Annotated in this window: 23 protein-coding genes; 12 read left to right on the top strand and 11 right to left on the bottom strand. The window is 68.0% G+C overall.

The genetic code is table 11. The annotated features are described in order from the left end of the window. Positions 1–225: 225 nt before the first annotated feature. Positions 226–819, bottom strand: a complete 594-nt coding sequence (locus JNW87_RS08745) for a TetR/AcrR family transcriptional regulator (protein ID WP_109801851.1) — start codon at positions 817–819, stop codon at positions 226–228. 92 nt (positions 820–911) lie between these two features. Here JNW87_RS08745 and JNW87_RS08740 point away from each other — a divergent pair, with 92 nt between their 5' ends. The 3 genes from JNW87_RS08740 (at position 912) to JNW87_RS08730 (ending at position 2,304) form a co-directional block, all read left to right on the top strand. Then, positions 912–1,487 carry an alcohol dehydrogenase catalytic domain-containing protein gene (locus JNW87_RS08740; protein WP_236647835.1) on the top strand — a complete coding sequence of 192 codons (576 nt, stop codon included), beginning with the start codon at positions 912–914 and terminating at the stop codon, positions 1,485–1,487. Positions 1,488–1,712: 225 nt separating this feature from the next. Next, positions 1,713–1,874, top strand: coding sequence for a hypothetical protein (locus JNW87_RS08735; RefSeq protein WP_236647837.1), 162 nt, complete (start codon positions 1,713–1,715; stop codon positions 1,872–1,874). A gap of 67 nt (positions 1,875–1,941) precedes the next feature. Further along, positions 1,942–2,304 carry a nuclear transport factor 2 family protein gene (locus tag JNW87_RS08730; protein ID WP_201749649.1) on the top strand — a complete coding sequence of 121 codons (363 nt, stop codon included), beginning with the start codon at positions 1,942–1,944 and terminating at the stop codon, positions 2,302–2,304. 40 nt (positions 2,305–2,344) lie between these two features. Here the strand turns inward: JNW87_RS08730 and JNW87_RS08725 are convergent, their stop codons facing one another. Next, positions 2,345–2,647 (bottom strand): hypothetical protein, encoded by a 303-nt coding sequence (locus JNW87_RS08725; RefSeq protein ID WP_109801853.1) that lies wholly within the window; start codon positions 2,645–2,647, stop codon positions 2,345–2,347. A 238-nt stretch (positions 2,648–2,885) separates the two neighbouring features. Here JNW87_RS08725 and JNW87_RS08720 point away from each other — a divergent pair, with 238 nt between their 5' ends. Next, positions 2,886–3,161 carry a hypothetical protein gene (locus JNW87_RS08720; RefSeq protein ID WP_146231067.1) on the top strand — a complete coding sequence of 92 codons (276 nt, stop codon included), beginning with the start codon at positions 2,886–2,888 and terminating at the stop codon, positions 3,159–3,161. Positions 3,162–3,256: 95 nt separating this feature from the next. Here the strand turns inward: JNW87_RS08720 and JNW87_RS08715 are convergent, their stop codons facing one another. Then, positions 3,257–3,370: a hypothetical protein gene (locus JNW87_RS08715; RefSeq protein ID WP_236647846.1), complete on the bottom strand. Its 114-nt coding sequence runs from the start codon at positions 3,368–3,370 to the stop codon at positions 3,257–3,259. A gap of 509 nt (positions 3,371–3,879) precedes the next feature. Here JNW87_RS08715 and JNW87_RS08710 point away from each other — a divergent pair. Together JNW87_RS08710 and JNW87_RS08705 are read left to right on the top strand one after the other, a co-directional pair. Further along, positions 3,880–4,254, top strand: a complete 375-nt coding sequence (locus JNW87_RS08710; RefSeq protein ID WP_109801855.1) for a PadR family transcriptional regulator — start codon at positions 3,880–3,882, stop codon at positions 4,252–4,254. Continuing rightward, positions 4,251–5,627, top strand: a complete 1,377-nt coding sequence (locus JNW87_RS08705; RefSeq protein WP_109801876.1) for a permease prefix domain 1-containing protein — start codon at positions 4,251–4,253, stop codon at positions 5,625–5,627. Before JNW87_RS08710 ends, JNW87_RS08705 begins: the two co-directional genes overlap by 4 nt. 806 nt (positions 5,628–6,433) lie before the next feature. On the opposite strand, the gene JNW87_RS08700 is transcribed toward JNW87_RS08705, so the two are convergent. Beyond that, on the bottom strand, positions 6,434–6,619 hold the full coding sequence (locus JNW87_RS08700) for a hypothetical protein (protein ID WP_109801856.1): 186 nt from the start codon (positions 6,617–6,619) through the stop codon (positions 6,434–6,436). A 271-nt stretch (positions 6,620–6,890) separates the two neighbouring features. Here JNW87_RS08700 and JNW87_RS08695 point away from each other — a divergent pair, with 271 nt between their 5' ends. Continuing rightward, the gene (locus JNW87_RS08695; RefSeq protein WP_109801857.1) at positions 6,891–7,292 is read left to right on the top strand and encodes a DUF805 domain-containing protein; all 402 of its coding nucleotides are present in this window, start codon (positions 6,891–6,893) and stop codon (positions 7,290–7,292) included. 69 nt (positions 7,293–7,361) lie between these two features. On the opposite strand, the gene JNW87_RS41395 is transcribed toward JNW87_RS08695, so the two are convergent. Continuing rightward, positions 7,362–7,499 carry a sigma factor-like helix-turn-helix DNA-binding protein gene (locus tag JNW87_RS41395; RefSeq protein ID WP_375373480.1) on the bottom strand — a complete coding sequence of 46 codons (138 nt, stop codon included), beginning with the start codon at positions 7,497–7,499 and terminating at the stop codon, positions 7,362–7,364. A 985-nt stretch (positions 7,500–8,484) separates the two neighbouring features. On the opposite strand from JNW87_RS41395, the gene JNW87_RS08685 reads away from it, so the two are divergent. Continuing rightward, positions 8,485–9,354 carry an aldo/keto reductase family oxidoreductase gene (locus JNW87_RS08685; protein ID WP_109801858.1) on the top strand — a complete coding sequence of 290 codons (870 nt, stop codon included), beginning with the start codon at positions 8,485–8,487 and terminating at the stop codon, positions 9,352–9,354. A 240-nt stretch (positions 9,355–9,594) separates the two neighbouring features. Here JNW87_RS08685 and JNW87_RS08680 read toward each other — a convergent pair whose 3' ends face one another. The 6 genes from JNW87_RS08680 to JNW87_RS08655 all read right to left on the bottom strand — a co-directional run bounded on the left by JNW87_RS08680 (position 9,595) and on the right by JNW87_RS08655 (position 16,177). Next, positions 9,595–10,128, bottom strand: a complete 534-nt coding sequence (locus JNW87_RS08680; protein ID WP_161557825.1) for an SUKH-4 family immunity protein — start codon at positions 10,126–10,128, stop codon at positions 9,595–9,597. Positions 10,129–10,308: 180 nt separating this feature from the next. After that, entirely contained in the window at positions 10,309–11,280 is a 972-nt protein-coding gene (locus JNW87_RS08675; RefSeq protein WP_161557826.1) for an MBL fold metallo-hydrolase, read from the bottom strand. 553 nt (positions 11,281–11,833) lie between these two features. Further along, positions 11,834–13,042, bottom strand: coding sequence for an ABC transporter ATP-binding protein (locus JNW87_RS08670; protein WP_109801861.1), 1,209 nt, complete (start codon positions 13,040–13,042; stop codon positions 11,834–11,836). Positions 13,043–13,051: 9 nt separating this feature from the next. Continuing rightward, the gene (locus JNW87_RS08665; RefSeq protein ID WP_238453460.1) at positions 13,052–13,888 is read right to left on the bottom strand and encodes a carbohydrate ABC transporter permease; all 837 of its coding nucleotides are present in this window, start codon (positions 13,886–13,888) and stop codon (positions 13,052–13,054) included. Position 13,889: 1 nt separating this feature from the next. Then, complete coding sequence (locus JNW87_RS08660; protein WP_109801863.1) at positions 13,890–14,891, bottom strand: carbohydrate ABC transporter permease; 1,002 nt, start codon at positions 14,889–14,891, stop codon at positions 13,890–13,892. Beyond that, a complete protein-coding gene (locus tag JNW87_RS08655; protein ID WP_109801864.1) occupies positions 14,888–16,177 on the bottom strand; it encodes an ABC transporter substrate-binding protein in 1,290 nt (429 codons plus the stop codon). Before JNW87_RS08655 ends, JNW87_RS08660 begins: the two co-directional genes overlap by 4 nt. Before the next feature lie 235 nt (positions 16,178–16,412). Here JNW87_RS08655 and JNW87_RS08650 point away from each other — a divergent pair, with 235 nt between their 5' ends. The 4 genes from JNW87_RS08650 to JNW87_RS08635 all read left to right on the top strand — a co-directional run bounded on the left by JNW87_RS08650 (position 16,413) and on the right by JNW87_RS08635 (position 18,295). Beyond that, positions 16,413–16,991 (top strand): DsbA family protein, encoded by a 579-nt coding sequence (locus JNW87_RS08650; protein WP_109801865.1) that lies wholly within the window; start codon positions 16,413–16,415, stop codon positions 16,989–16,991. 34 nt (positions 16,992–17,025) lie between these two features. Next, on the top strand, positions 17,026–17,355 hold the full coding sequence (locus tag JNW87_RS08645; RefSeq protein WP_109801866.1) for a VOC family protein: 330 nt from the start codon (positions 17,026–17,028) through the stop codon (positions 17,353–17,355). 185 nt (positions 17,356–17,540) lie between these two features. After that, a complete protein-coding gene (locus JNW87_RS08640) occupies positions 17,541–17,972 on the top strand; it encodes a hypothetical protein (RefSeq protein WP_109801867.1) in 432 nt (143 codons plus the stop codon). A gap of 47 nt (positions 17,973–18,019) precedes the next feature. Continuing rightward, a complete protein-coding gene (locus JNW87_RS08635) occupies positions 18,020–18,295 on the top strand; it encodes a hypothetical protein (RefSeq protein WP_109801868.1) in 276 nt (91 codons plus the stop codon). The last annotated feature ends 422 nt before the right edge of the window (positions 18,296–18,717 follow it).

The following is an 18,717-nucleotide window of genomic DNA, read 5'->3' as shown; positions in this document are numbered from 1 at the left end:
CCGGTCTCGGACACTGACCGGGAGCTACGTCTCGGGCATCTACACCCGACCTCCAATCGACGTACTCACTCCACACGTGCGACCTCGTGTCGCACCTCAGATCGGCATGACAGCGCACGGCGCCAGGCGCTACCAACGCGCGGACAGCGGCTAAATGAGGACGTTCAGCCGAGCGTTCTCCGGCGCTGTTAGCAGGTATCCGTGGTCAGACCCTGTTTCGCGGCGTCAAGGAGTTAGCGGCGGCGGGTGGGGCAGCGGGTGGGCGCCTTCTGGGCGTAGGCCGTCGAAGATGATGGCGAGGTAGCGCTGCCACAGGTCGGGCGAGGCGCCTGGCACGTAGCTGGTGACGTAGTTCGGCGCGCACATCAGCAGGATGACGTCCGCGCCGGTGACGTCGGCCCGGACGGCGCCGTGCTCACGGGCCCGATCGACCAGCCTGTGCACGGTGTGGAACATCTGCGCGCGGACTTTGGTGACCTCCTCGGTCAGCTCGCCGGCCTCCTGCAGGAACGACAGGTCGCGCTGCTGTCTCTGATGCGCGGCGACGGTGAGGAACTCCAGCAGCGCAGCGCCCGGATCCGCCGCTTCGAGCAGTCTCTCGCCGGCCGCGTTGAGCGCGTCAATGCGGTCGAGGACGATCGCGGCGATCAGGTCGTCCTTCGTGGCGAAATGGCGGAACACCGTGCCCTTCCCGACACCGGCTCGGCGGGCGATGTCGGCGACCGAGGCGTCCAGACCCCGCTCTGCGAACTCGTCGGCAGCCGCGGCCAGCAGCAGCCGCCGGTTGCGGGCGGCGTCGGCACGCAGGGGACGGGTCACGTCGCCACCCTAGCAAGTTGACCGGCCGGTCCGCTTATTGCTAGCTTGCCGCCGGAGAACATGACCGCGCGGTCCGTTTTTGGAGGAAGTGCATGAAGGCAGTTGTCGCGACCGGCTACGGACCACCCGAGGAGTACACGGTGGCCGACGTGCCGGTGCCCCAGCCCGGGCCGGGGCAGATCCAGGTCCGGATCGCCGCCGCGTCGATCAACCCGGCGGACGTCCGGCTGCCCAGCGGGGAGTTCCGTGACACCGTGCCACTGCGGTTTCCTCACGTGCCCGGCAACGACTTCGCCGGCACGGTCAGCGAGGTCGGCGCCGGCGTGACCGCGTACCGCGTAGGTGACGAGATCTTCGGCCAGGCCGTGCCTCGGGTACTGCGAGCGATGGCCGGTGCTACCCGGCCGTCGCTGAGCACCGGCTCGCTGGCCGAGTACGCGGTCTTCGAGGCCGACACCCCGTTTCTGGCGCGCCGCCCGGCCGGCCTCAACGTAGAGCAGGCGGCGGCCCTGCCCACCATCGGCCTGACCGCACGGGTGCTGATGGCCACCGCCGAGGTGCAGCCCGGCGAGACCGTCCTGGTCGTCGGCGCTCCGGCGGTGTCGGTACGGCGGTGGTCCCGCTACTCGCGCGAAGGCGCGGGTGATCGCTACCGCGACCGCCGCTGATGCCGACATCCTGCGTGCTCTCGGCGCTGACGTGACCATCGGGTACGCGGAGTCCGAGTACCCCCGCGACGTTGACGTCGCGTCAACCTGACCCTGCCGGGCGACCACCTTGCCGGATTTGCCAGCGCCATCCGCCCCGGCGGGCGCCTCCTCACGATCACCTATCCGGTACCGCAGCAGGAGTGGATCGGGCGCGACGACGTCGGTCTGGCTTTCGTGCTGGACATGGACGGCACCTTCGGCGGGATGCGCGAGGTCGGTGAACTGGCGATCCGCGGCGACCTGCCGGCCACCATCGGCCGCCGCTACAGCCTTGACGATGGCGTTCAAGCATGCATCGACTTCGTCCGCCTGCACACGACCGGCAAGCTGGTCGTCACGATGTGAAACCGGCTGTCCTGTGCCTTTTCCTGGAAGTCCAACCGTCCGACACCACCAGCGACAGGATCACCACGTGACAACCGACATCCGCCAACTCCGACAAGCCTTCGACGACGCCGAGCTGCACGCCGATACCGATCGCTTGCACACCCTGCTGGCGGATGACTTCATGTCTATCGGCGAGCGGGGCTTCCAGCTTGACAAGCGGCAGTGGATCGAGAGACACGCTGACTTCGCTTACCTCTCCCTGGAGACAGCCGAGTTGGACGTGCGCTACTACGACCGCACCGCGATCGTGCGCTGCGTTCAGCGCAGCCGGGCGACCTGGCGTAGTGAGGTGATGACGCTGGCAGTCCGACTGAGTCAGGTGTGGATCGAACTGCCCGACGGATGGCGGCTCGCCGGCATCCAGTTCAGTTCACTCGACGCAGCCTGAGCGCTTCACCTGCCAACCCGACTCGCCGCGGGCCTTCTCGCTAGCCGTTCGCGGCCACCACCCCGGCGGAGTACGAGCCGACCAGGGTGGCGTCATCGCGGGCGGGTCCGACGGCCAGCCGGTCGCCGAGGGCGCGTTGGAACTCCTGGAAGGCAGCCAATTCTGGCAGGCCCTCACCGTCGACCACGTGGACGAAGGTGACGCCATCGGCCAGCCGGAAGGAGCTGTAGTGCAGGCCGGGTGGTGCCGTGCTCGCCAGCTCTGCGAAGACGTTCTCGATCAGACGCTGGTTCTCGTCGGCGGCCTCGGGCTTGGTCTGGTAGCGGATCACTGCTGCGGTCATCACGGTTCTCCTCAGTCGTTGGTTGTCACTTCTTCTGACCGCGCCAACACCCCGAACTCATCGCCGCGATGAGTTCGGTCCTCCGCCGCTGTCAGTACCAGTGACAGCGAACGTCTGGAGGACCTTAAGTGGGTACCACGGGCCGCCCCCCGCAAGCTCTATCGACCCGGGGTTCCACGTCTCCTTCGTCGTCTCATCGGAACTCGCCAACGCTGTCGCCGGCGCAACTTCCGCGGTCGTGCTGGCCCTCGCCCTGGCCGCGGTCAGCGGGGTCGACGGTGCCGTCCGACCTCGGGTGTACACCCTGTTGGGGGCGGACGTGGCTGGGTTCGTCGCGATCCAGCTCGGCCTGCCACAGCCACTTGGTCTGTCGACCGTGCCGGTGCTGTCGCGACCCACCCAGGCCCTGGTCCTCGTGATGGGACCCGGCCTCGTCCTCGGCGCTGGTCTGTTGTTGATCCGGTTCAGCGAACGGCTGACAGGGACCGGCGAGACCAGCGGCACCTTGACCTGAATCGTCGCGCCAGCACCGAGTATCGGGTCCCCGCGAGGGCGGCATGATCTGCTGCGGCTGACCAGCGGCATGACCGGATATTCGACGATCCCCGCTCAACGGCGGGTGTAGTGGGCGATGATCACACCCTTTGTGGTCGTGACGCTGTCGGTCAGGTCGAACTCGGTCAGTGGGGCGGGGCCCTCGAACAGTCGGGTGCCGGTGCCCAGGGTCAGCGGGTGGATGAGCAGGGTGTAGTGGTCGATCAGGCCGGCGTCCCCATGCGGTGATGAAGTCCTGCCAGGTGCGGCGGCCGAACAGCATCTCCCCCGGCCTGGTCATGGCCTTGGCCATCTCGCGGCCCATCACCTCGTCGTTGTACCGCTGGCCCCAACCACCATGCGTGAAGCCGCCGCGGGTGTCCTCGTCCGGGCGGCCGAGGCCCTGCACGACACCGTCGAGGGTGATCCACATCGTGACCATGATCGAACGCATAAACCTGCTCCCTTCCATGCTGCGTGCCGCCCTCCGGCGGCCAGTCACCTCCTAGACGAACGACTGCGAACGAAATCGTCACCTCGGCGACCGCGTCACGCCCGGATCTCGGCTACGAGAGGTCATCTGGCTGCGGCGGGATCGCGGGTACCGCCGCCAGGGACGCGTGACCGGGCCGTTGTGCCACACAATACCTAGCAGTACTATGCACAATACTTCTAGGTATGGAACGGGGTGAGTTCTCGTGAAGGTCGCCAAGGATCTGGTGGCCGCCTCGGCGACACCGATGGTGCTCGGCATCCTGGCCGAGGGGGAGAGCTACGGCTACGCCATCCTCAGGCGGATCAACGAGCTGTCCGGTGGCGAGCTGGACTGGACCGAGGGGCTGCTCTACCCGTTGCTGCACCGGCTTGAGCGCCTCGGTTATTCGGAGTCGAGCTGGCAGTCGGTAGCCGGCGAGCGGCGGCGCAAGTACTACCGCATCACTGACAAGGGCCTGGCTGAGTTGGCCGAGCAACGCCGCCAGTGGGACACGGTCACCGACGCGCTCAAGGAGATCTGGCTCGGCCTCGGCGACCGCAGGCCGCTGACGGCGATCCCGCTGGGGTGCCGGGCATGACGGCGCGGGAGGGTCAGGAGGAGTTGGAGGCGCAGTTCGAGCAGTGGCGTCGCTACGTGCTCCGCCGTAGGGAACTGCAGCCGTCCGACGTCGACGAACTCGAAGACCATCTCCGCGGATCCGTCGACGAGCTCATAGCTGCAGGCCTGAGCCCGGACGAGGCGTTCCTCGTCGCGGTGAAGCGGATGGGCAGCCTCGACGAGCTGTCGCGCGAGTTCGCCCGGGAGCATTCGGAACGATTGTGGAAGCAGTTGGTGCTGACCGGCGACCCTGACAGCCCGGCGGCGGACACGCACTCACGGCGGGACATGTGGGCGATGGTCCTCTGCGCGGCGGGCGCGGCGGTGTCCATCAAGGTGCCGGAGCTGTTCGGGTTGAGGTTGGCGGACGACGGCGCGTTCTACGCGCGGAACTTCACCCTGTTCGCCCTGCCCTGGCTGGCGGTCTTCCTGGCCTGGCGCCGACAGGCCCGACGCCCGCTGATCGGGACACTGGTGGCGCTGTTCGGGCTCGGCGCGGTGGCGGCCAACGCCTACCCCCTGGCCGAGGAGTCAAAGTCGCTGGTCCTCACCAGCATCCACCTCCCCATCGCCCTGTGGCTTGTGGTGGGTCTGGCCTACGTTGCCGACGACTGGCGCTCCTCGCGCCGACGCATGGACTTCATCCGCTTCACCGGCGAGTGGTTCATCTACTTCGTCCTCATCGCCCTCGGCGGCGGTGTGCTCAGCTTGTTCCTGTTCCACACCTTCAATGCCATCGGGATCATCCCGCAGGAGTTCATCTCGCAGTGGCTCCTTCCCTGCGGCGCCGTGGCCGGGGCTGTCGTGGCCGGGTGGCTGGTCGAGGCCAAGCAGAGCGTCGTCGAAAATATCGCTCCGGTGCTCACGCGGCTATTCACTCCGCTGTTCACGGCAGCACTGCTGGCCTTCCTCGTCGCCGTCGTCTGGACCAGCCATGGCATCAACGTGGAGCGCGAAGCGCTGATCCTGTTCGACCTCCTGCTGGTCGTGGTGCTGGGCCTACTGCTCTACTCGATCTCAGCCCGCGATCCGCTGGCCCCGACCGGCCTGTTCGACAAACTTCAGCTCGCTCTCGTGGTCAGCGCGTTGGCCATCGACGTACTGGTACTGCTCGCGATCACCGGACGCATCACCGACGAGTACGGCACCACACCCAACAGGGCTGCCGCGCTCGGCGAGAACGTCATCCTGCTGGCCAACCTCGCCTACTCGGCGTGGCTGTTGCTGAGGTTCATCCGGCGGCGCACACCGTTCGCGGCGCTCGAGCGCTGGCAGACCGGCTACCTACCCGTGTACGCAGTGTGGGCCTGGATCGTGGTCCTCCTCTTCCCTCCGTTGTTCAGCTATGTCTGACCGAAAAGGTCCACCCCCATGACGGCGATGTCGACGACCCGCCCATCGGTGTGACAGGCCTGCCGCATCGCTTGCCTGCCAAACACGCGCGTCCAGCCCAATCGTGCGCAGGAAACACGGATGGTCCTCCGCAGGTGCCCTCATCGGCAGAGCCGTGTGCGCTATCAGCGGCAGAAGCGTGCACAACTCGCCGGCTGCTTCGTCGTGGAGATCGGCCTCCGCCAGGCATGGCCCTTTCTCGGCTTCTGTGACAACCGATCGACGCCGCCGCAGGAAAGCCGCCTTTACCTGGACACCGAGTGGTGTATCGAGGCCGCTTCGCGGGTTCAGGGCACCGCTGCCGACGAGGCTACCTGGCTAACAGCTGCACTCACTCCCAACGGCGCCACGATCGCTGAGGCCCCCGTCGCGGACGACGGCACACTACTCTTGACAATGACTGACCAACGGTCACTCGTCGCTTCGGGCAGCCGGGGCAGCTCCAGTCGGCGAACCGTGGTGGCTCTCCGACTCGTCCTCCAGGTAGCTACAAGGACGATCTTGCCGAGCTGTGGCGCCGTCGGCGCGCGGAGGACCTCGACGATGCGGCCTTTGAGGCGGCTCTGCGCCACCTCGTCGTGCGCCTCGAGGCATGGCCGGAGCAACACACGAAGTAGAACGCTTGAGGTTACGCCCCTGCTTATCATGGGTGACGCGCGGTAAGCGGCAGATCAGTACGCCTGATCATGGTTCGACGTCTGCGACCCACACGCGGCCGGGCTGGGCGTAGTCGCGCTCGGCTCGGTCCACCAGCAGGGCGAACCCGCTCATGTCCGGGCTTCGTGAACAGTGTGCAGGTCAATGCCCAGCAGGCCGAATGAGTGCCCGGTCGAGACATCACGGAGCCTTGTACTCGATCGAGCGATGCCCTGCAGCACCGTGCCGACGACGAGCAGCCCGCGGCGTCCCCGGATGTCGAACACATCGGTGACCCGGAACTCGAACCTCGTCACAGCGGTGAGTGTGCCAGGACTGTGCCATCTTGGAGTTCCGGCACCAGGGCAGGCTGACACGGTTTTCTCGGCGGGTGGGCGGCCGGCACGGTCAGTGATGGCGTCCCGGACTCCGATGCGCAGGACCAGCGGCAGTTGCGGATGTTCGTCTTGTTGGCGTGGCGGCTTCTATTCGTCGGCGGCTGCTCGGCCATTGACCCCCGGTGGGGCGATCTGCTTGGCTGCGTCCGCGACGACCTTGCAACTCCCACTTGAGAGACCGGAGACAGTTATGTCCTTCACTGCCGCGATCAGGTCGGTTCTTACTCAGTACGTCGGCTTCACGGGTCGGGCCCGCCGGTCTGAGTACTGGTGGTTTGCCCTGTTCACCGTCCTTGTTGGTCTTGCCGCTGCCATCCTGGATAGTGTGCTGGGAACGACTCTCGGGTCGGACGGGTCCACCGGTGTCATCGGCATCATCGTCAACCTGGCGCTGCTGCTGCCGACGCTGGCGGTCGCGATGCGACGCTTGCACGACACCGACCGGTCGGGGTGGTGGCTGCTGATCGGACTGGTGCCGATCGTCGGCGCCGTCGTCCTGCTGGTGTTCTTTGTGTTGGACAGCACGCCCGGGACGAACCGTTTCGGCGCCAACCCCAAGGAGCGGCCGCTGCCCGTGCCCAGCATCGCGTGACCATCCCAAAATCTTGACCGCCTGGCGTCGCTTGCCAGCTTCAAGTGCAGCAGGCTGGCCGGTTTGCCTTTACCACCGGCCAGCCAACTGCGCGCTGTTGACGGCCGTGACCGTGGTCCCCAGCTGCGCGGCGACCTCGGCGGCACTGAACTCCAGTACCTCGCGGAGCAGGAGCACGGCCCGCTGACGTGCTGGCAGGACCTGCATCCCCTGCCACCAGCGCGAGCCGCATGTCCGTCCGCGACTCCAGGTCGATCCGCGCGTCGGGAAATGGCTGTAGCCAGGGGATGTCGAACGCCGGCGTGAGCGGTGCGCCAGGATCGTCGCTCGGCGCGCCCAAGCCGGAAGGCAGCGCCCGTCGCGCACGCCCCTCCAGTGCGGTCAGGCACGCGTTGGTGGCGATCCGGTACAGCCAGGTCCGGACAGACGCGGCGTGCGGTCGTACCGGTCGCGGGCCTTCCACGCGCGCAACATCGGTTCCTGCACCGATCCTCGGCGTCGTGGAACGAGCCCAGCATCCGGTAGCAGTACGCCACCAGTTCACCCCGGTAAGGCTCGAACTCCACGTACCCATCATGGCGTACGCCAGCGCCGTGCAGTCACACGCAGCGTTACTCGATTGGGAGAAGAGCGGCTCGCTGGCGGGCCTCGGTTATGACCGTTCGGGGGCCCTCTCGGTCTGTCACCGCCACCACGACCCTCACCAACCGGGACCGACCCGCGACGCGGCACTTCCTGCTGATCCGCCGCAGCCTGACCAAGCCCACCGACCTGGCCTACTTCTTGAGGTCAAACGACTGTGCAACCTGCTCACCCGCCTCTGGCGGCCCGTCGAGCACTACCTGCACTGGTCATCCTGGCAACGCCACCACCATGCCCGCGCCCGCTGGTATCACCTGCTGGTATCACCACCGGGCCCGACTCACATAATCAGGTCACGAAGTACGGCTGCCCTAGTAGACGTGGCACGGCCCCATGAACTCAGCTCGGCAAGACCGCGCATCGAGCGCCACCGCACGCCCGTCACGCATCGTGACGCCCGGTCGGCGGCAAACAAGGGCGCCTTGTGTGGCCCGCCGACGCCCGGGGCCACGGTGCGGAGTGTGAAGCCATCACGTGCTGACGCCGCCGCGTTTGGCGCCCGCGTCGGCGGGAAGCCCGGGGACTGGCGACAACAAGGATGGGAATTCTCATGGCGGCGAAGGCACTTCCGGGTGGAACGTTCACCATGGCCGACGACCTGACGGTCACCCGGATGGGGTACGGCGCGATGCAGTTGGCCGGCCCGCATGTATTCGGCCCACCGGCCGACCGCGACGCTGCCGTGGCCGTGCTACGCGAGGCCGTGCGCCTGGGAATCAACCACATCGACACGGCCGACTACTACGGCCCGTACGTCACCAACCAGATCATCAAGGAAGCCCTGCACCCTTATCCCGACGATCTGCACATCGTGACGAAGGTCGGAGCGTTGCGAGATGCCGAGGGGAACTGGCCGCCGGCGCTAGCACCCGAGCAGCTGCGCCAAGCCGTGTCCGACAACCTGGATCGCCTCGGACTGGACGTGCTCGACGTCGTCAACCTGCGCGTCGGCGGGTTGGACAGACCCACTCCCGGCTCGATCTCCGAGCCGTTCACCGTGCTCGCCCAGCTGCAGCAGGAGGGACTGATCAAGCATCTCGGTCTCAGCACCGTCAACGCCGAGCAGATCGCCGAGGCACAGTCCATCGCGCCGATCGTGTGTGTGCAAAACTTCTACAACATCGCGAACCGGGCCGACGACGGCCTGATCGATTCCCTCGCCGCACAGGGCATCGCCTACGTGCCCTACTTCCCGCTCGGCGGCTTCTCCCCACTCCAGTCCGAGGAACTGAACGCAGTCGCCACCCGTCTCGACGCCACACCGATGGCCGTCGCGCTGGCGTGGCTGCTACAGCGCTCACCGAACATCCTGCTCATCCCAGGTACCTCATCCGTCGCGCACCTGCGCGAGAACGTCACCGGTGCTGCGCTGACCCTTCCCGAGGACGAGCTGACCGAGCTGAACAGCATCGCCTCATGAGCACGACCACCGCGCAACCCGGGATCGGGTTCATCGGCCTGGCCGACCAAGGACTACCTATGGCGACCGCCGCCGAAGCGGGGCTACCCCTTGCACATGTGGGCCCCCAACCGTGGCAACGAGGCGCGTGAACCCGTATACCAAGCGTCCTCTCGTCGGCGCGGCGGGGCGCCCGCTCGATCCGCTTGCCGTGACGCTGAATAGCGCACGGTGGGTGGCAGAAGAGGATGTCTGGGTCGATCAGTAGAGCCACCGGTCGAGCACCGCGGGCCAGAAGTGGGTTCGATGGTCACCGTCCCCGAACGCGGGCGGGTCAAGGGCCCTGATCCGCTCCAACAGGTCGGCGAGCTCCGCGAGTGCTGCCTCTTCGGCCTGTCGGTCTTCGTCCCAGCGGCCGATGACGGTCGAGCTGGTCAGCCAGCGACCGACCAGGTGCAGCGAACACAGCCAGTGGTTGATCGTCGAGTTGACGAACCTGGTGCTGCCGTCCGACGCCCATACCTGCACCTCGCCGGTCCCCGGCGCGGCGCCGTACACCCAGTCCAGGTCGTCGAAGTGCGCCAACCGGTACCTTGTCGGCTCTGCGTGGAATGACACCGCACCCACGAGGTCATCGATCAGCGGTACGCCACAGGAGACCAGCGCGGCTTTCTGCGGCTCGGGAAGCCGCCACGTTGCCACGTCCAGCTCGGCGGCACGCAGCACCCGCCCAGCACCGGCCCAGGCCGTGACCGCTTCGAACGCGGGAGGCAACGGAAGATCATCAACGGGCACGCCAATGAGGGTAGTCCGGGCAACGTTTCAAGCACCCACTGTTCTGTAGCGGCTAGGCGTCCAACCATCGGCAGGGTCGGATGGGCCTCACCCGCTGGCTGCCGCGCCCGACCAGCGGCAAAAATGAGTAGGCCTGGAGGTGCCCTCTGCCGTACCGATCAATTTGTGCGAGAGCCAAACTCAAGGCGCGATGCCGAATGGGCCCATTCTGCCATAGTCCAGGCGCAAGGCTTCTGCCATCGCCCATGCGTTCGGCAGTGTGAACATGTCGGCGCCGCCTAAGCGCTCTGTCCATCGTGGAACGAGTTCGTCGGCGGCCTGCGCGGCAACGGCGTCTAGGTAGGCTTTGAAAACGGCCCAGGCATTGGCGGTGTCGACTGGGGCCATGATCTCATTCAGATTGACCGAGGAGAGCGCTGCCTCGGTGGTGGAACGCAGGTCATTCATGTACTCGATTTGGGTCCTTATGTCGTCCGGAGTGCCAGGTCGGTTGACGTGTCCGCCGACTAGCTTCTCGAACGGGTAGCCGAGTGCCTGCTCGTGGGCGTTGACGAAGCCCGGGATGTTCGCGGAGACCGCGAGGTTCGAGAACGGAACCCAGCCGGGGAAGATCACGTCTACGAGCATCAAGACGCGTTGCTTCGGGGCGAAGATGAAGATGTTTCCCTCGGCGTGGTTGGGCCCCTTGTAGTCGAGCTGCAGGCTGTGATCTCCTGCGTCGATTGTCAGGGTGTCGTCGAACACATGTGTCGGCAGGGGGCGGTTCGGGTCGCCGAGCGCTGCAAGCCGCTCCGCCGTGATGCGTTGGGCATAGCGTGGCACGTCATCGGGGTAGACCGAGATCGCTCCGACGTGGTCTGAATGCTGGTGGCTGTAGACCACGTGGGTGATTGAGCGGCTGGTCACGCTACGGATCGCTCGGAGGATGTTGTGGCCGAGGGTCGGTGGCGCGTCGACGGCGATGACGCCCTCGTCCGTGACCACGAACATCATGTTGTACATACCCTCACCGAGGAAGAAGACACCGTCGGCGATCTCCTCCACGGCATAGCCGGCCTTGGAAATCTCGGGCCCTTGGGCAGCCTGCGGCACAGGAGCTGCCGGCATCTTCCGCGCCCGTTCAGCAGCATCGGTGTACGGGGTCATCGACATGTCTGATCTACTCCCTGACGGTCGCCACTGGGCCCGCGAAGGACTGCCACGGATGCGCGTTCGAGACGTTCTGGGCCCGATGGAGTACGGGCCACGATCGTTGATCATCCAGGCGAGCGTCGCGCCCCACAGCCGTATGGCCCCAGGCTCACCCTCGTGAGGGACAATGGGTATGGGTAAGACGATGCCGTTCGCGGCTGATGACAAAAGTTCGCCGGCGCCCCAACCCTCGGGAGGCGCACCTCAAGTTCGGTGAGCGGTGCTGGCTGTTCGGACGGCTATCAGCCCGGCGCCTTCAACTGCTACGCGCGCAGCGCTGGACATCGAGTGGCCACCTTGGTGACGTTGTCGGTCGGCGCCATCGACTCGCAGCGTGCCGGGGTCCAGATCAGCAAGATCGGATCTGACTTGTACCCGATCTGGTCCGTGACCTTGTAGCAGCGTTACCGCTGCTCAGCGGTGTTACTGGTGGAGCTGAGGGGATTCGAATCCCTGACCCCTCAATGCGAACGGGGGCCGGCGGCTGCTGTCGCCGGCCCCCGTTCGTGTCCGGTCAGTCGGCGAGCGCGCCGGCCGCCCGGCCCTCGTGCAGGGTCAGGTTCCGGCCGGTGGACGGGTCGAACAGGTGGATCTTGTCCAGGTTGAACCAGACCCGCCGGTTCTCGCCCTCCCGGACCGCCGACTCGGCGGAGAGCCGGGTGACCAGGCTGGACCCGGCTCCCGCGAAGTCCGCCGCGCCCGCGTCGGCGGCCAACTCCTCCAGCTCGGCGGCGGTGGCCCGCTCCCCCTCGACGGTGAAGTAGACGTACTTGTCCGAGCCCATCGACTCGACGATGTCCACCGGCGCGTCGAACTCCATGCCCCGGCGGCGGGTCTCTTCGTCGATCAGCTCGGCGTCCTCGAAGTGCTCGGGGCGGATGCCGAGGATCAGCTCGCGCGGGGCGTCCGCGCCCTCGATCTGCCGGCGCAGCCGGTCCCCGATCGCCACGTCGCCGAGCGCCGTGCGCAGCCGCCCCTCGGAGACGGCGGCGTGCAGGAAGTTCATCGACGGCGAGCCGATGAAGCCGGCGACGAAGAGGTTGCGCGGGTGGTCGTACAACTCCTGCGGCGGGCCGACCTGCTGCACCGCGCCGCCCCGCATGATGACCACCCGGTCGCCGAGGGTCATCGCCTCGGTCTGGTCGTGGGTGACGTAGACGGTGGTGGTGCCGAGCTGCTTCTGCAGGCGGGACACCACCGTGCGCATCTGCACCCGCAGCTTGGCGTCCAGGTTGGACAGAGGCTCGTCCATCAGGAACGCCTTCGGCTGACGGACGATCGCCCGGCCCATCGCCACCCGCTGCCGCTGTCCGCCGGAGAGGTTGGCCGGCTTGCGGTCCAACAGCGGGGTCAGCTCCAGGACCTTCGCCGCCTCGTCGACCTTGGCGTCGATGGTGGCCCGGTCCAGCTTCGCCAGCCGCAGCGGGAAGGCCATGTTCTCCCGCACAGTCATGTTCGGGTAGAGCGCGTACGACTGGAAGACCATGGCGATGTCCCGGTCCCGGGGCGCCTTGTCGTTGACCCGCTGCCCCGCGATCCGCAGCTCGCCGGAGCTGATGTCCTCCAGCCCCGCGATCATGTTGAGGGTGGTGGACTTCCCGCAACCCGACGGGCCGACCAGGATCACGAACTCGCCGTCGGCGATCTCCAGGTCGACGTCCTGCACCGCGACGGTCCCGTCCGGGAACTTCTTGCTCACCTTGTCCAGCACGATGTCGGCCATGACTACCACCTATCCCTTGACTGCGCCGGAGGTCAGACCGGAGACGATGCGGCGCTGGAAGAAGAGCACGAACAGGATGATCGGAATGGTGATCACCACGGCGGCCGCGCAGATCGCCCCGGTGGGGTCCTCGAACTGCGACTCGCCGGTGAAGAACGACAGCGCCACCGGCACCGTGCGGGACCGCTCGGTGGAGGTCAGCGAGATCGCGAACAGGAAGTCGTTCCAGCAGAAGATGAAGACCAGGATCGCCGTGGTGAACAACCCGGGCGCGGCCAGCGGGGCAATGACCCGCCGGAACGCCTGGCCCTGCGTGGCGCCGTCCATCTTCGCCGCCTTCTCCAGATCCCACGGGATCTGCTTGAAGAACGCCGACAGCGTGTAGATCGCCAGCGGCAAGGCGAAGGTGATGTACGGCAGGATCAGCCCCGGCCAGGTGTCGAAGAGGCCGAGCTGCCGCTCGATCTCGAACAGCGGCGACACCAGCGACACCTGCGGGAACATCGCGATCAGCAGGGAGACCCCGACCAGCAGCTTCTTGCCGGGGAAGTCCAGCCGCGAGATCGCGTACGCGGCCATCGCGCCGAGCACCACCGCGATCAGCGTGGCGATCAGCGCGATGCCGATCGAGTTGGCCAGGGCCCGGACGAACTGGTCGGTGTCGAAGATCGTCCGGTAGTTGTCCAGCGTCCACTCCCGCGGCCAGAACTTCCCGTCGGTTAGGGTGGCCGGGGTCTTGAACGACAGCGAGGCGATCCAGAGCACCGGGATCAGCGCGAACACGACGACGATCACGTCCAGCAGACCCCAGCGCAGCTTCGCCCGCGTGGTGGTTTCGGTGGCCATGTCAGCGCCTCTCCCCGTCGTCGCTGCCGGGGGCAGCGGTACCGAACAGCTTCACGAAGACGAAGGCGATGATCGCCACCGCGATGAAGATCAGCACCGACATCGTCGAGCCGATGCCGAGGTTCAGCCCCCGGATCAGGTTGTTGTAGGCGAGCATCGACACGGACGAGGTCTCGTTGCCGCCCGCGGTGAGCACGAAGATGTTGTCGAAAACCCGGAACGCGTCCAGCGTGCGGAACAGCAGGGCGACCAGGATCGCCGGCTTCATCACCGGCAGCATCACCTTGGTGAACCGCTGCCAGGAGGTCGCGCCGTCGGTGGAGGCCGCCTTGAGCAGGTCCTCGGGGACCAGGGCCAGGCCGGCCATCAGCAGCAGCGCCATGAACGGCGTGGTCTTCCAGATCTCCGCCAGCATGATGATCGCCAGCGAGCTGGCCCGCTCGGTCAGCGGCGCGCTGCCGTCGAAGACGTTCGCCAGGTAACCGGTGCCGGGCGTCCAGGCGTACCGCCAGGAGAAGGCCGCGACGACCGTGACGATGCCGTACGGGATCAGCGCCGCGGTGCGGACGATGCCCCGGCCGACCAGCGTGCGGTGCATGATCAGCGCGAGTCCCATGCCGAGCACCAGCTCGATCGCGACGGTGACCACGGTGATCAGCGCGGTGACCCCGAACGCGGTCCACCAGAACTGGTTGGTCAGCACGGTGACGTAGTTGTCCAGCCCGATGAACTCGCGCTGGTCGGGGAAGCGCAGGTCGAAGCGCTGGAGCGACAGCCAGACCGAGTAGAGGATCGGGTACGCGGTGACCAGCACCATGACCAGCGCGGCCGGCGCGCAGAGCAGCCAGCCGAGCCGGCGCTCGGCCCGCTTGTTCTCGCTCAGCGGCGCCTTCGCCCGGCGGCCGGCCCGCTGGGCGGGCACCGCCGCGTGCCGGCCGGTGGACCGGGTGGCGGTCTCGTCGGCCGCGACGTCCGCACCGGTCGGGGTGGCGTTGATGCTCACGGGAGGACCCCCTTCGACTCGAGGGCGTCGGCGATGGCGTCGCGCAGCTCGTTCGCGGTCTGCTCGGGCCGGATGCCCGACGGCGGCGACAGGATCGCCGACATGACCGTGGAGATGCTCTGGTAGGCGGGGGTCAGCGGGCGGACCGCCGGCTCCTTCAGCTCTTCCAGGATGGTGTCCTTCATCGGGTACGCCTTGTCCATCTCCGGGTCGTCGTAGACCTGCTCGATGGTCGGCGGCACGCCGTCGTTGACCGCCGAGAACTTCTGGTTCTTCGCGTTGCGGATGCAGCTGGCCGCCTCGAAGGACTCCGCCGGATGCTTGGAGTAGGCGCTGACGGCCATGTTGACGCCGCCGATGGTGACCTTGCTCGGGGTGTTCGGGTCGATCCCCGGCACCCGGGCCCACTTCACCTGCTTCGCCAGCTCCGGGTTGGCCTCCTGCATGGCCGGATAGACGAAGGGCCAGTTGACCTGGAAGGCGCCCGCGCCGGACTGGAACTCCAGCCGGACCGGGTCCTCGGTGGCGTTGGTGAAGGACGGCGACGTCACGCCCGACGTGGCGAACTTCTTTAGCTGGTCGAGCGCCTTCACGGTGCCGTCGTCCATCACGGCCTGCTTGCCGTCGTCGCTGAGGATCTTCCCGCCGGCGCTCTCGGCCAGGGTGTTGTAGAGGACGACCAGACCCTCGTACTGGGCGCCCATGGTGAGCACCTGGTACGGCTTGCCCTGCTGCTTCAGCTCCTGGGCCGCGGAGATCATCTCGTCCCAGGTCTTCGGCGGCTGCGGCACCAGGTCGGTGCGGTACCAGAGGAGCTGGACGTTGGTGTTCTTCGGCGCGGCGTAGAGCCTGCCCTCGTAGCGAGCGGTGTCCAGCGGCCCGGCGAGGGTGCCCTGCTCCACCTCCGCCTTGGCCTGGCCGGTCCACTCGCGGATCCAGTGCGCGCTGGCGAACTCCTGGGTCCAGGTGACGTCGAGGCCGAGCACGTCCATCCCGGGATCCTGCGCGGCCAGCCGGCGCACCAGCTGCACCCGCTGGTCGTCGGCCTGCCGCGGCAGCACCCGGTAGACGATCTGGTAGCGCCCCTGGGCCTGCGCGTTGCAGTCGTCGACGACCTTCTGCAGGTTCTGTTCCGGCGGGTAGTACAGGTTGATCGTCGGCGTACCACCGTCACCGCCGGACCCGCAGGCCGCCAGCGGCGCCACCAACGTCAGCGCGGCGGCTGCGGCCGCCGCGCGGAATCGTGGCCGCCGCCGGTCCGCGGCCTCGTCGGGGTCTGTCGTCATCGCCCTCCCCCTTTCTTCGGCGAGAGCCGGGGGAGGTGCCCGTGCCCCGGCGCACGGCGAGACGGTCCGGGCGTGCGGCGGCGGCAAATCCGTCCGGCCCCGGACGTTTCGTGCGCCAACAGTGCCCGACCGGCCACGCTGCGAAACCTCAGCGTCATGAGACGGGAATGACAGGGGCTGGGGTGGGCCGGATCACCACCGTGCGCGCCCGCCGGACGGCCCTTACGCTCGGCGGATGGACGCCACCTTCTTCTTCGATCCGGCCTGCCCGTGGACCTGGCGCACCTCCCGCTGGCTGGTCGCCGTGGCCGAGGCGCGCGGGCTGCGCGTCGAGTGGCGGGCGTTCAGCCTGGCCATCCTCAACGAGGGCCGGATCGCCCCGGAGTACGCCGACGCGCTGGCCGCCTCCGGCCGGGCGTTGCGGCTGGTGGAGGCGCTGCGCGCCGAGGGCCGCCACGACGACGCCGGCCGCTTCTACGCCGAGCTGGGCGCCCGCATCCACGACGCCGGCAACCCGCCGTCGGACGAGATCGTGGACGCGGCCGTCGAGGCGGCCGGCCTGGCCGCGGCCGCGCCGGCCCTCGACGACGAGCGGTGGGACCGGGCGGTACGCGAGTCGCACGACCTGTCGTACGCCTCGGTGGGCCCGGACGTCGGCTCGCCGGTGCTGATGGTCCCGGGCGCGGAGCGGGGCATCCACGGGCCGATCCTCACCGAGGTGCCCGGCACCGCCGACGCCCTGACCGTCTGGGACTCGCTGCTGCCGCTGATGCGGCTGCCGGCCTTCCACGAGATCAAGCGCGCCCGCCACTGACCGTCGTTCCGCCCACCGGCTGGTCTTCGAGCTGGTGGTGGACAGCGCCGACCCGGCCGCGCAGGCGGCGTGGTGGGCGGGAGTGGTCGGCGGTCAGGTCGGCGGCGGCGGCGAGGGGTCCGCCTGGGTGACGGGTGCCACGGGTTTCCCGTGGCAGTCGTGGATCTTCGACCCGGCGCCGGAGCGCAAGCGGGTGAAGAACCGGGTGCACTGGGACGTCGACCTGACCGACCCGGACCCCGGCGCGCTGATCGCCGCCGGCGCCGTGCTGCTGCGCGAGCCCGACGACCGGGTCGGCTGGTGGGTGCTGGCCGATCCGGAGGGCAACGAGTTCTGCGCCTTCCCGCCGCGTCCCACTCAGTGAACGGCGAGGCTACCCAGCGTGCGCCCGGTGCACTAGCGTTTCGGTAGCTCCGCAGCCAGCGCGTCGCCGTCGAAGTCGATACGCCTCCGGCCGACCCCCGACCCGTCCGATCGGTTGGTAATCGCGGGAACCCCCCTCTGCCGCGTCACCGGTTGGGCAGGATCGTCCCCAACGAGGAGGTTGTCGTGCAGGACACCCGCGCTCTCGCCCTGACGTTCGAGGTGAGCGGCCTGCCCCCGGTCAAGACCGAGGCTCTGTCCATCTTCGCCGCCGGGCATCGGCAGGCGACGCGGGTCCGCGCCCTGCTCGAGGCGGCCTGCGCGGCCGCCCAGCGCACCGGCTGGACCCCGCTCACCGGGCCGATCGAGGTGGACGTCACCCTGCGCTGCCCGCCCGGGCACCGCACCTCCGACGCCAGCACGCTGCTGGGCGGGGTCTGCGCGGTGCTGCAGGACAAGAAGCGGGTGTCCAACATCGGGCTGGCCCACCTCGGCGTCCTGGTCGACGTCGCCCTCTACGACGACGACCGGCAGATCCGCCAGCTGTCGTACCTCGAGGAGCCGGCCGAGGACTTCTCGTATCAGGTCCGGGTGGCCGCCGTACCCACCGTGGTTTGACCGACGTCCGCGGTGGGGTACCGCGGACGCCGACGAAGGGAGCGCCGATGTCGGAGCCACATGTCACGCTCGACCCGAGGGGGCTCGACGCAGTGCAACAGAAGCTGCGCGGCCCGCTGGAGGATCAGCTGACCTCGGCCCTGCAGGCGGCCACCGAACGGGTCCGGTCCAGCTACGCGGGCGAGCCGGTCGAGGAGGTCTGCCGCCGGCTGCTCGACGAGACACGCGCCGGCCTGCACCCGGACATCGCCGCCGGCTTCAACCCCGACATGGACGAGTTCTGCCGGGTGGCCGTCGCGATCGTCCGGGGCGGGGCGTCCTGAGGCACGCGTGACCCGACCGCGCCGGCCACCGGGTCGGCGCGGTCGGTACGCGTCTCACCCTTCCGAGCATCTCAACCGGGGCGCACGTCCACGGAGACGACGTGGGTGCCGTCCGGCCGGGTGGACTCCCCAAGCCGCACCGGCAGGGAACTGCCGGCGGGCGGCTGGAGGCCGAAGCTGAGGTACCGTTGCGAGCAGTGCGCTTTGGTGAGCACACCAATTCGCAGTCCGCCGTCACCAGCGGACGCTCCTCGTCTTACCCGCTGACGCGGTGCGAGGTTGACGCTTCGACGACCACAGCCAGGACAGGTCCTGGTCTTACACGGTCTCCACGTCCGTTCGATCCCGAAGGATCTGGTTCCCGAGGCACTCCCGGTACCGACCAATCTGGCGTGTTTAGCCTGCCGCCGCAGGGCCTCGCG

The sequence above is a fragment of the Micromonospora sp. ATA51 genome, from assembly GCF_016802855.1.
Lineage (GTDB): Bacteria > Actinomycetota > Actinomycetes > Mycobacteriales > Micromonosporaceae > Micromonospora > Micromonospora sicca.
This window is presented reverse-complemented; position numbering and strand designations above follow the sequence as displayed.

Bases quoted from the DNA above. Each gene is read 5' to 3' on its own strand.
- JNW87_RS08740 (WP_236647835.1), top strand. From the start codon at position 912: ATGAAGGCAGTTGTCGCGACCGGCTACGGACCACCCGAGGAGTACACG.
- JNW87_RS08735 (WP_236647837.1), top strand. From the start codon at position 1,713: ATGGACGGCACCTTCGGCGGGATGCGCGAGGTCGGTGAACTGGCGATC.
- JNW87_RS08725 (WP_109801853.1), bottom strand. From the start codon at position 2,647: ATGACCGCAGCAGTGATCCGCTACCAGACCAAGCCCGAGGCCGCCGAC.
- JNW87_RS08705 (WP_109801876.1), top strand. From the start codon at position 4,251: ATGACGGCGCGGGAGGGTCAGGAGGAGTTGGAGGCGCAGTTCGAGCAG.
- JNW87_RS08695 (WP_109801857.1), top strand. From the start codon at position 6,891: ATGTCCTTCACTGCCGCGATCAGGTCGGTTCTTACTCAGTACGTCGGC.
- JNW87_RS41395 (WP_375373480.1), bottom strand. From the start codon at position 7,499: ATGCAGGTCCTGCCAGCACGTCAGCGGGCCGTGCTCCTGCTCCGCGAG.
- JNW87_RS08685 (WP_109801858.1), top strand. From the start codon at position 8,485: ATGGCGGCGAAGGCACTTCCGGGTGGAACGTTCACCATGGCCGACGAC.
- JNW87_RS08675 (WP_161557826.1), bottom strand. From the start codon at position 11,280: ATGTCGATGACCCCGTACACCGATGCTGCTGAACGGGCGCGGAAGATG.
- JNW87_RS08670 (WP_109801861.1), bottom strand. From the start codon at position 13,042: ATGGCCGACATCGTGCTGGACAAGGTGAGCAAGAAGTTCCCGGACGGG.
- JNW87_RS08665 (WP_238453460.1), bottom strand. From the start codon at position 13,888: ATGGCCACCGAAACCACCACGCGGGCGAAGCTGCGCTGGGGTCTGCTG.
- JNW87_RS08655 (WP_109801864.1), bottom strand. From the start codon at position 16,177: ATGACGACAGACCCCGACGAGGCCGCGGACCGGCGGCGGCCACGATTC.
- JNW87_RS08650 (WP_109801865.1), top strand. From the start codon at position 16,413: ATGGACGCCACCTTCTTCTTCGATCCGGCCTGCCCGTGGACCTGGCGC.
- JNW87_RS08635 (WP_109801868.1), top strand. From the start codon at position 18,020: ATGTCGGAGCCACATGTCACGCTCGACCCGAGGGGGCTCGACGCAGTG.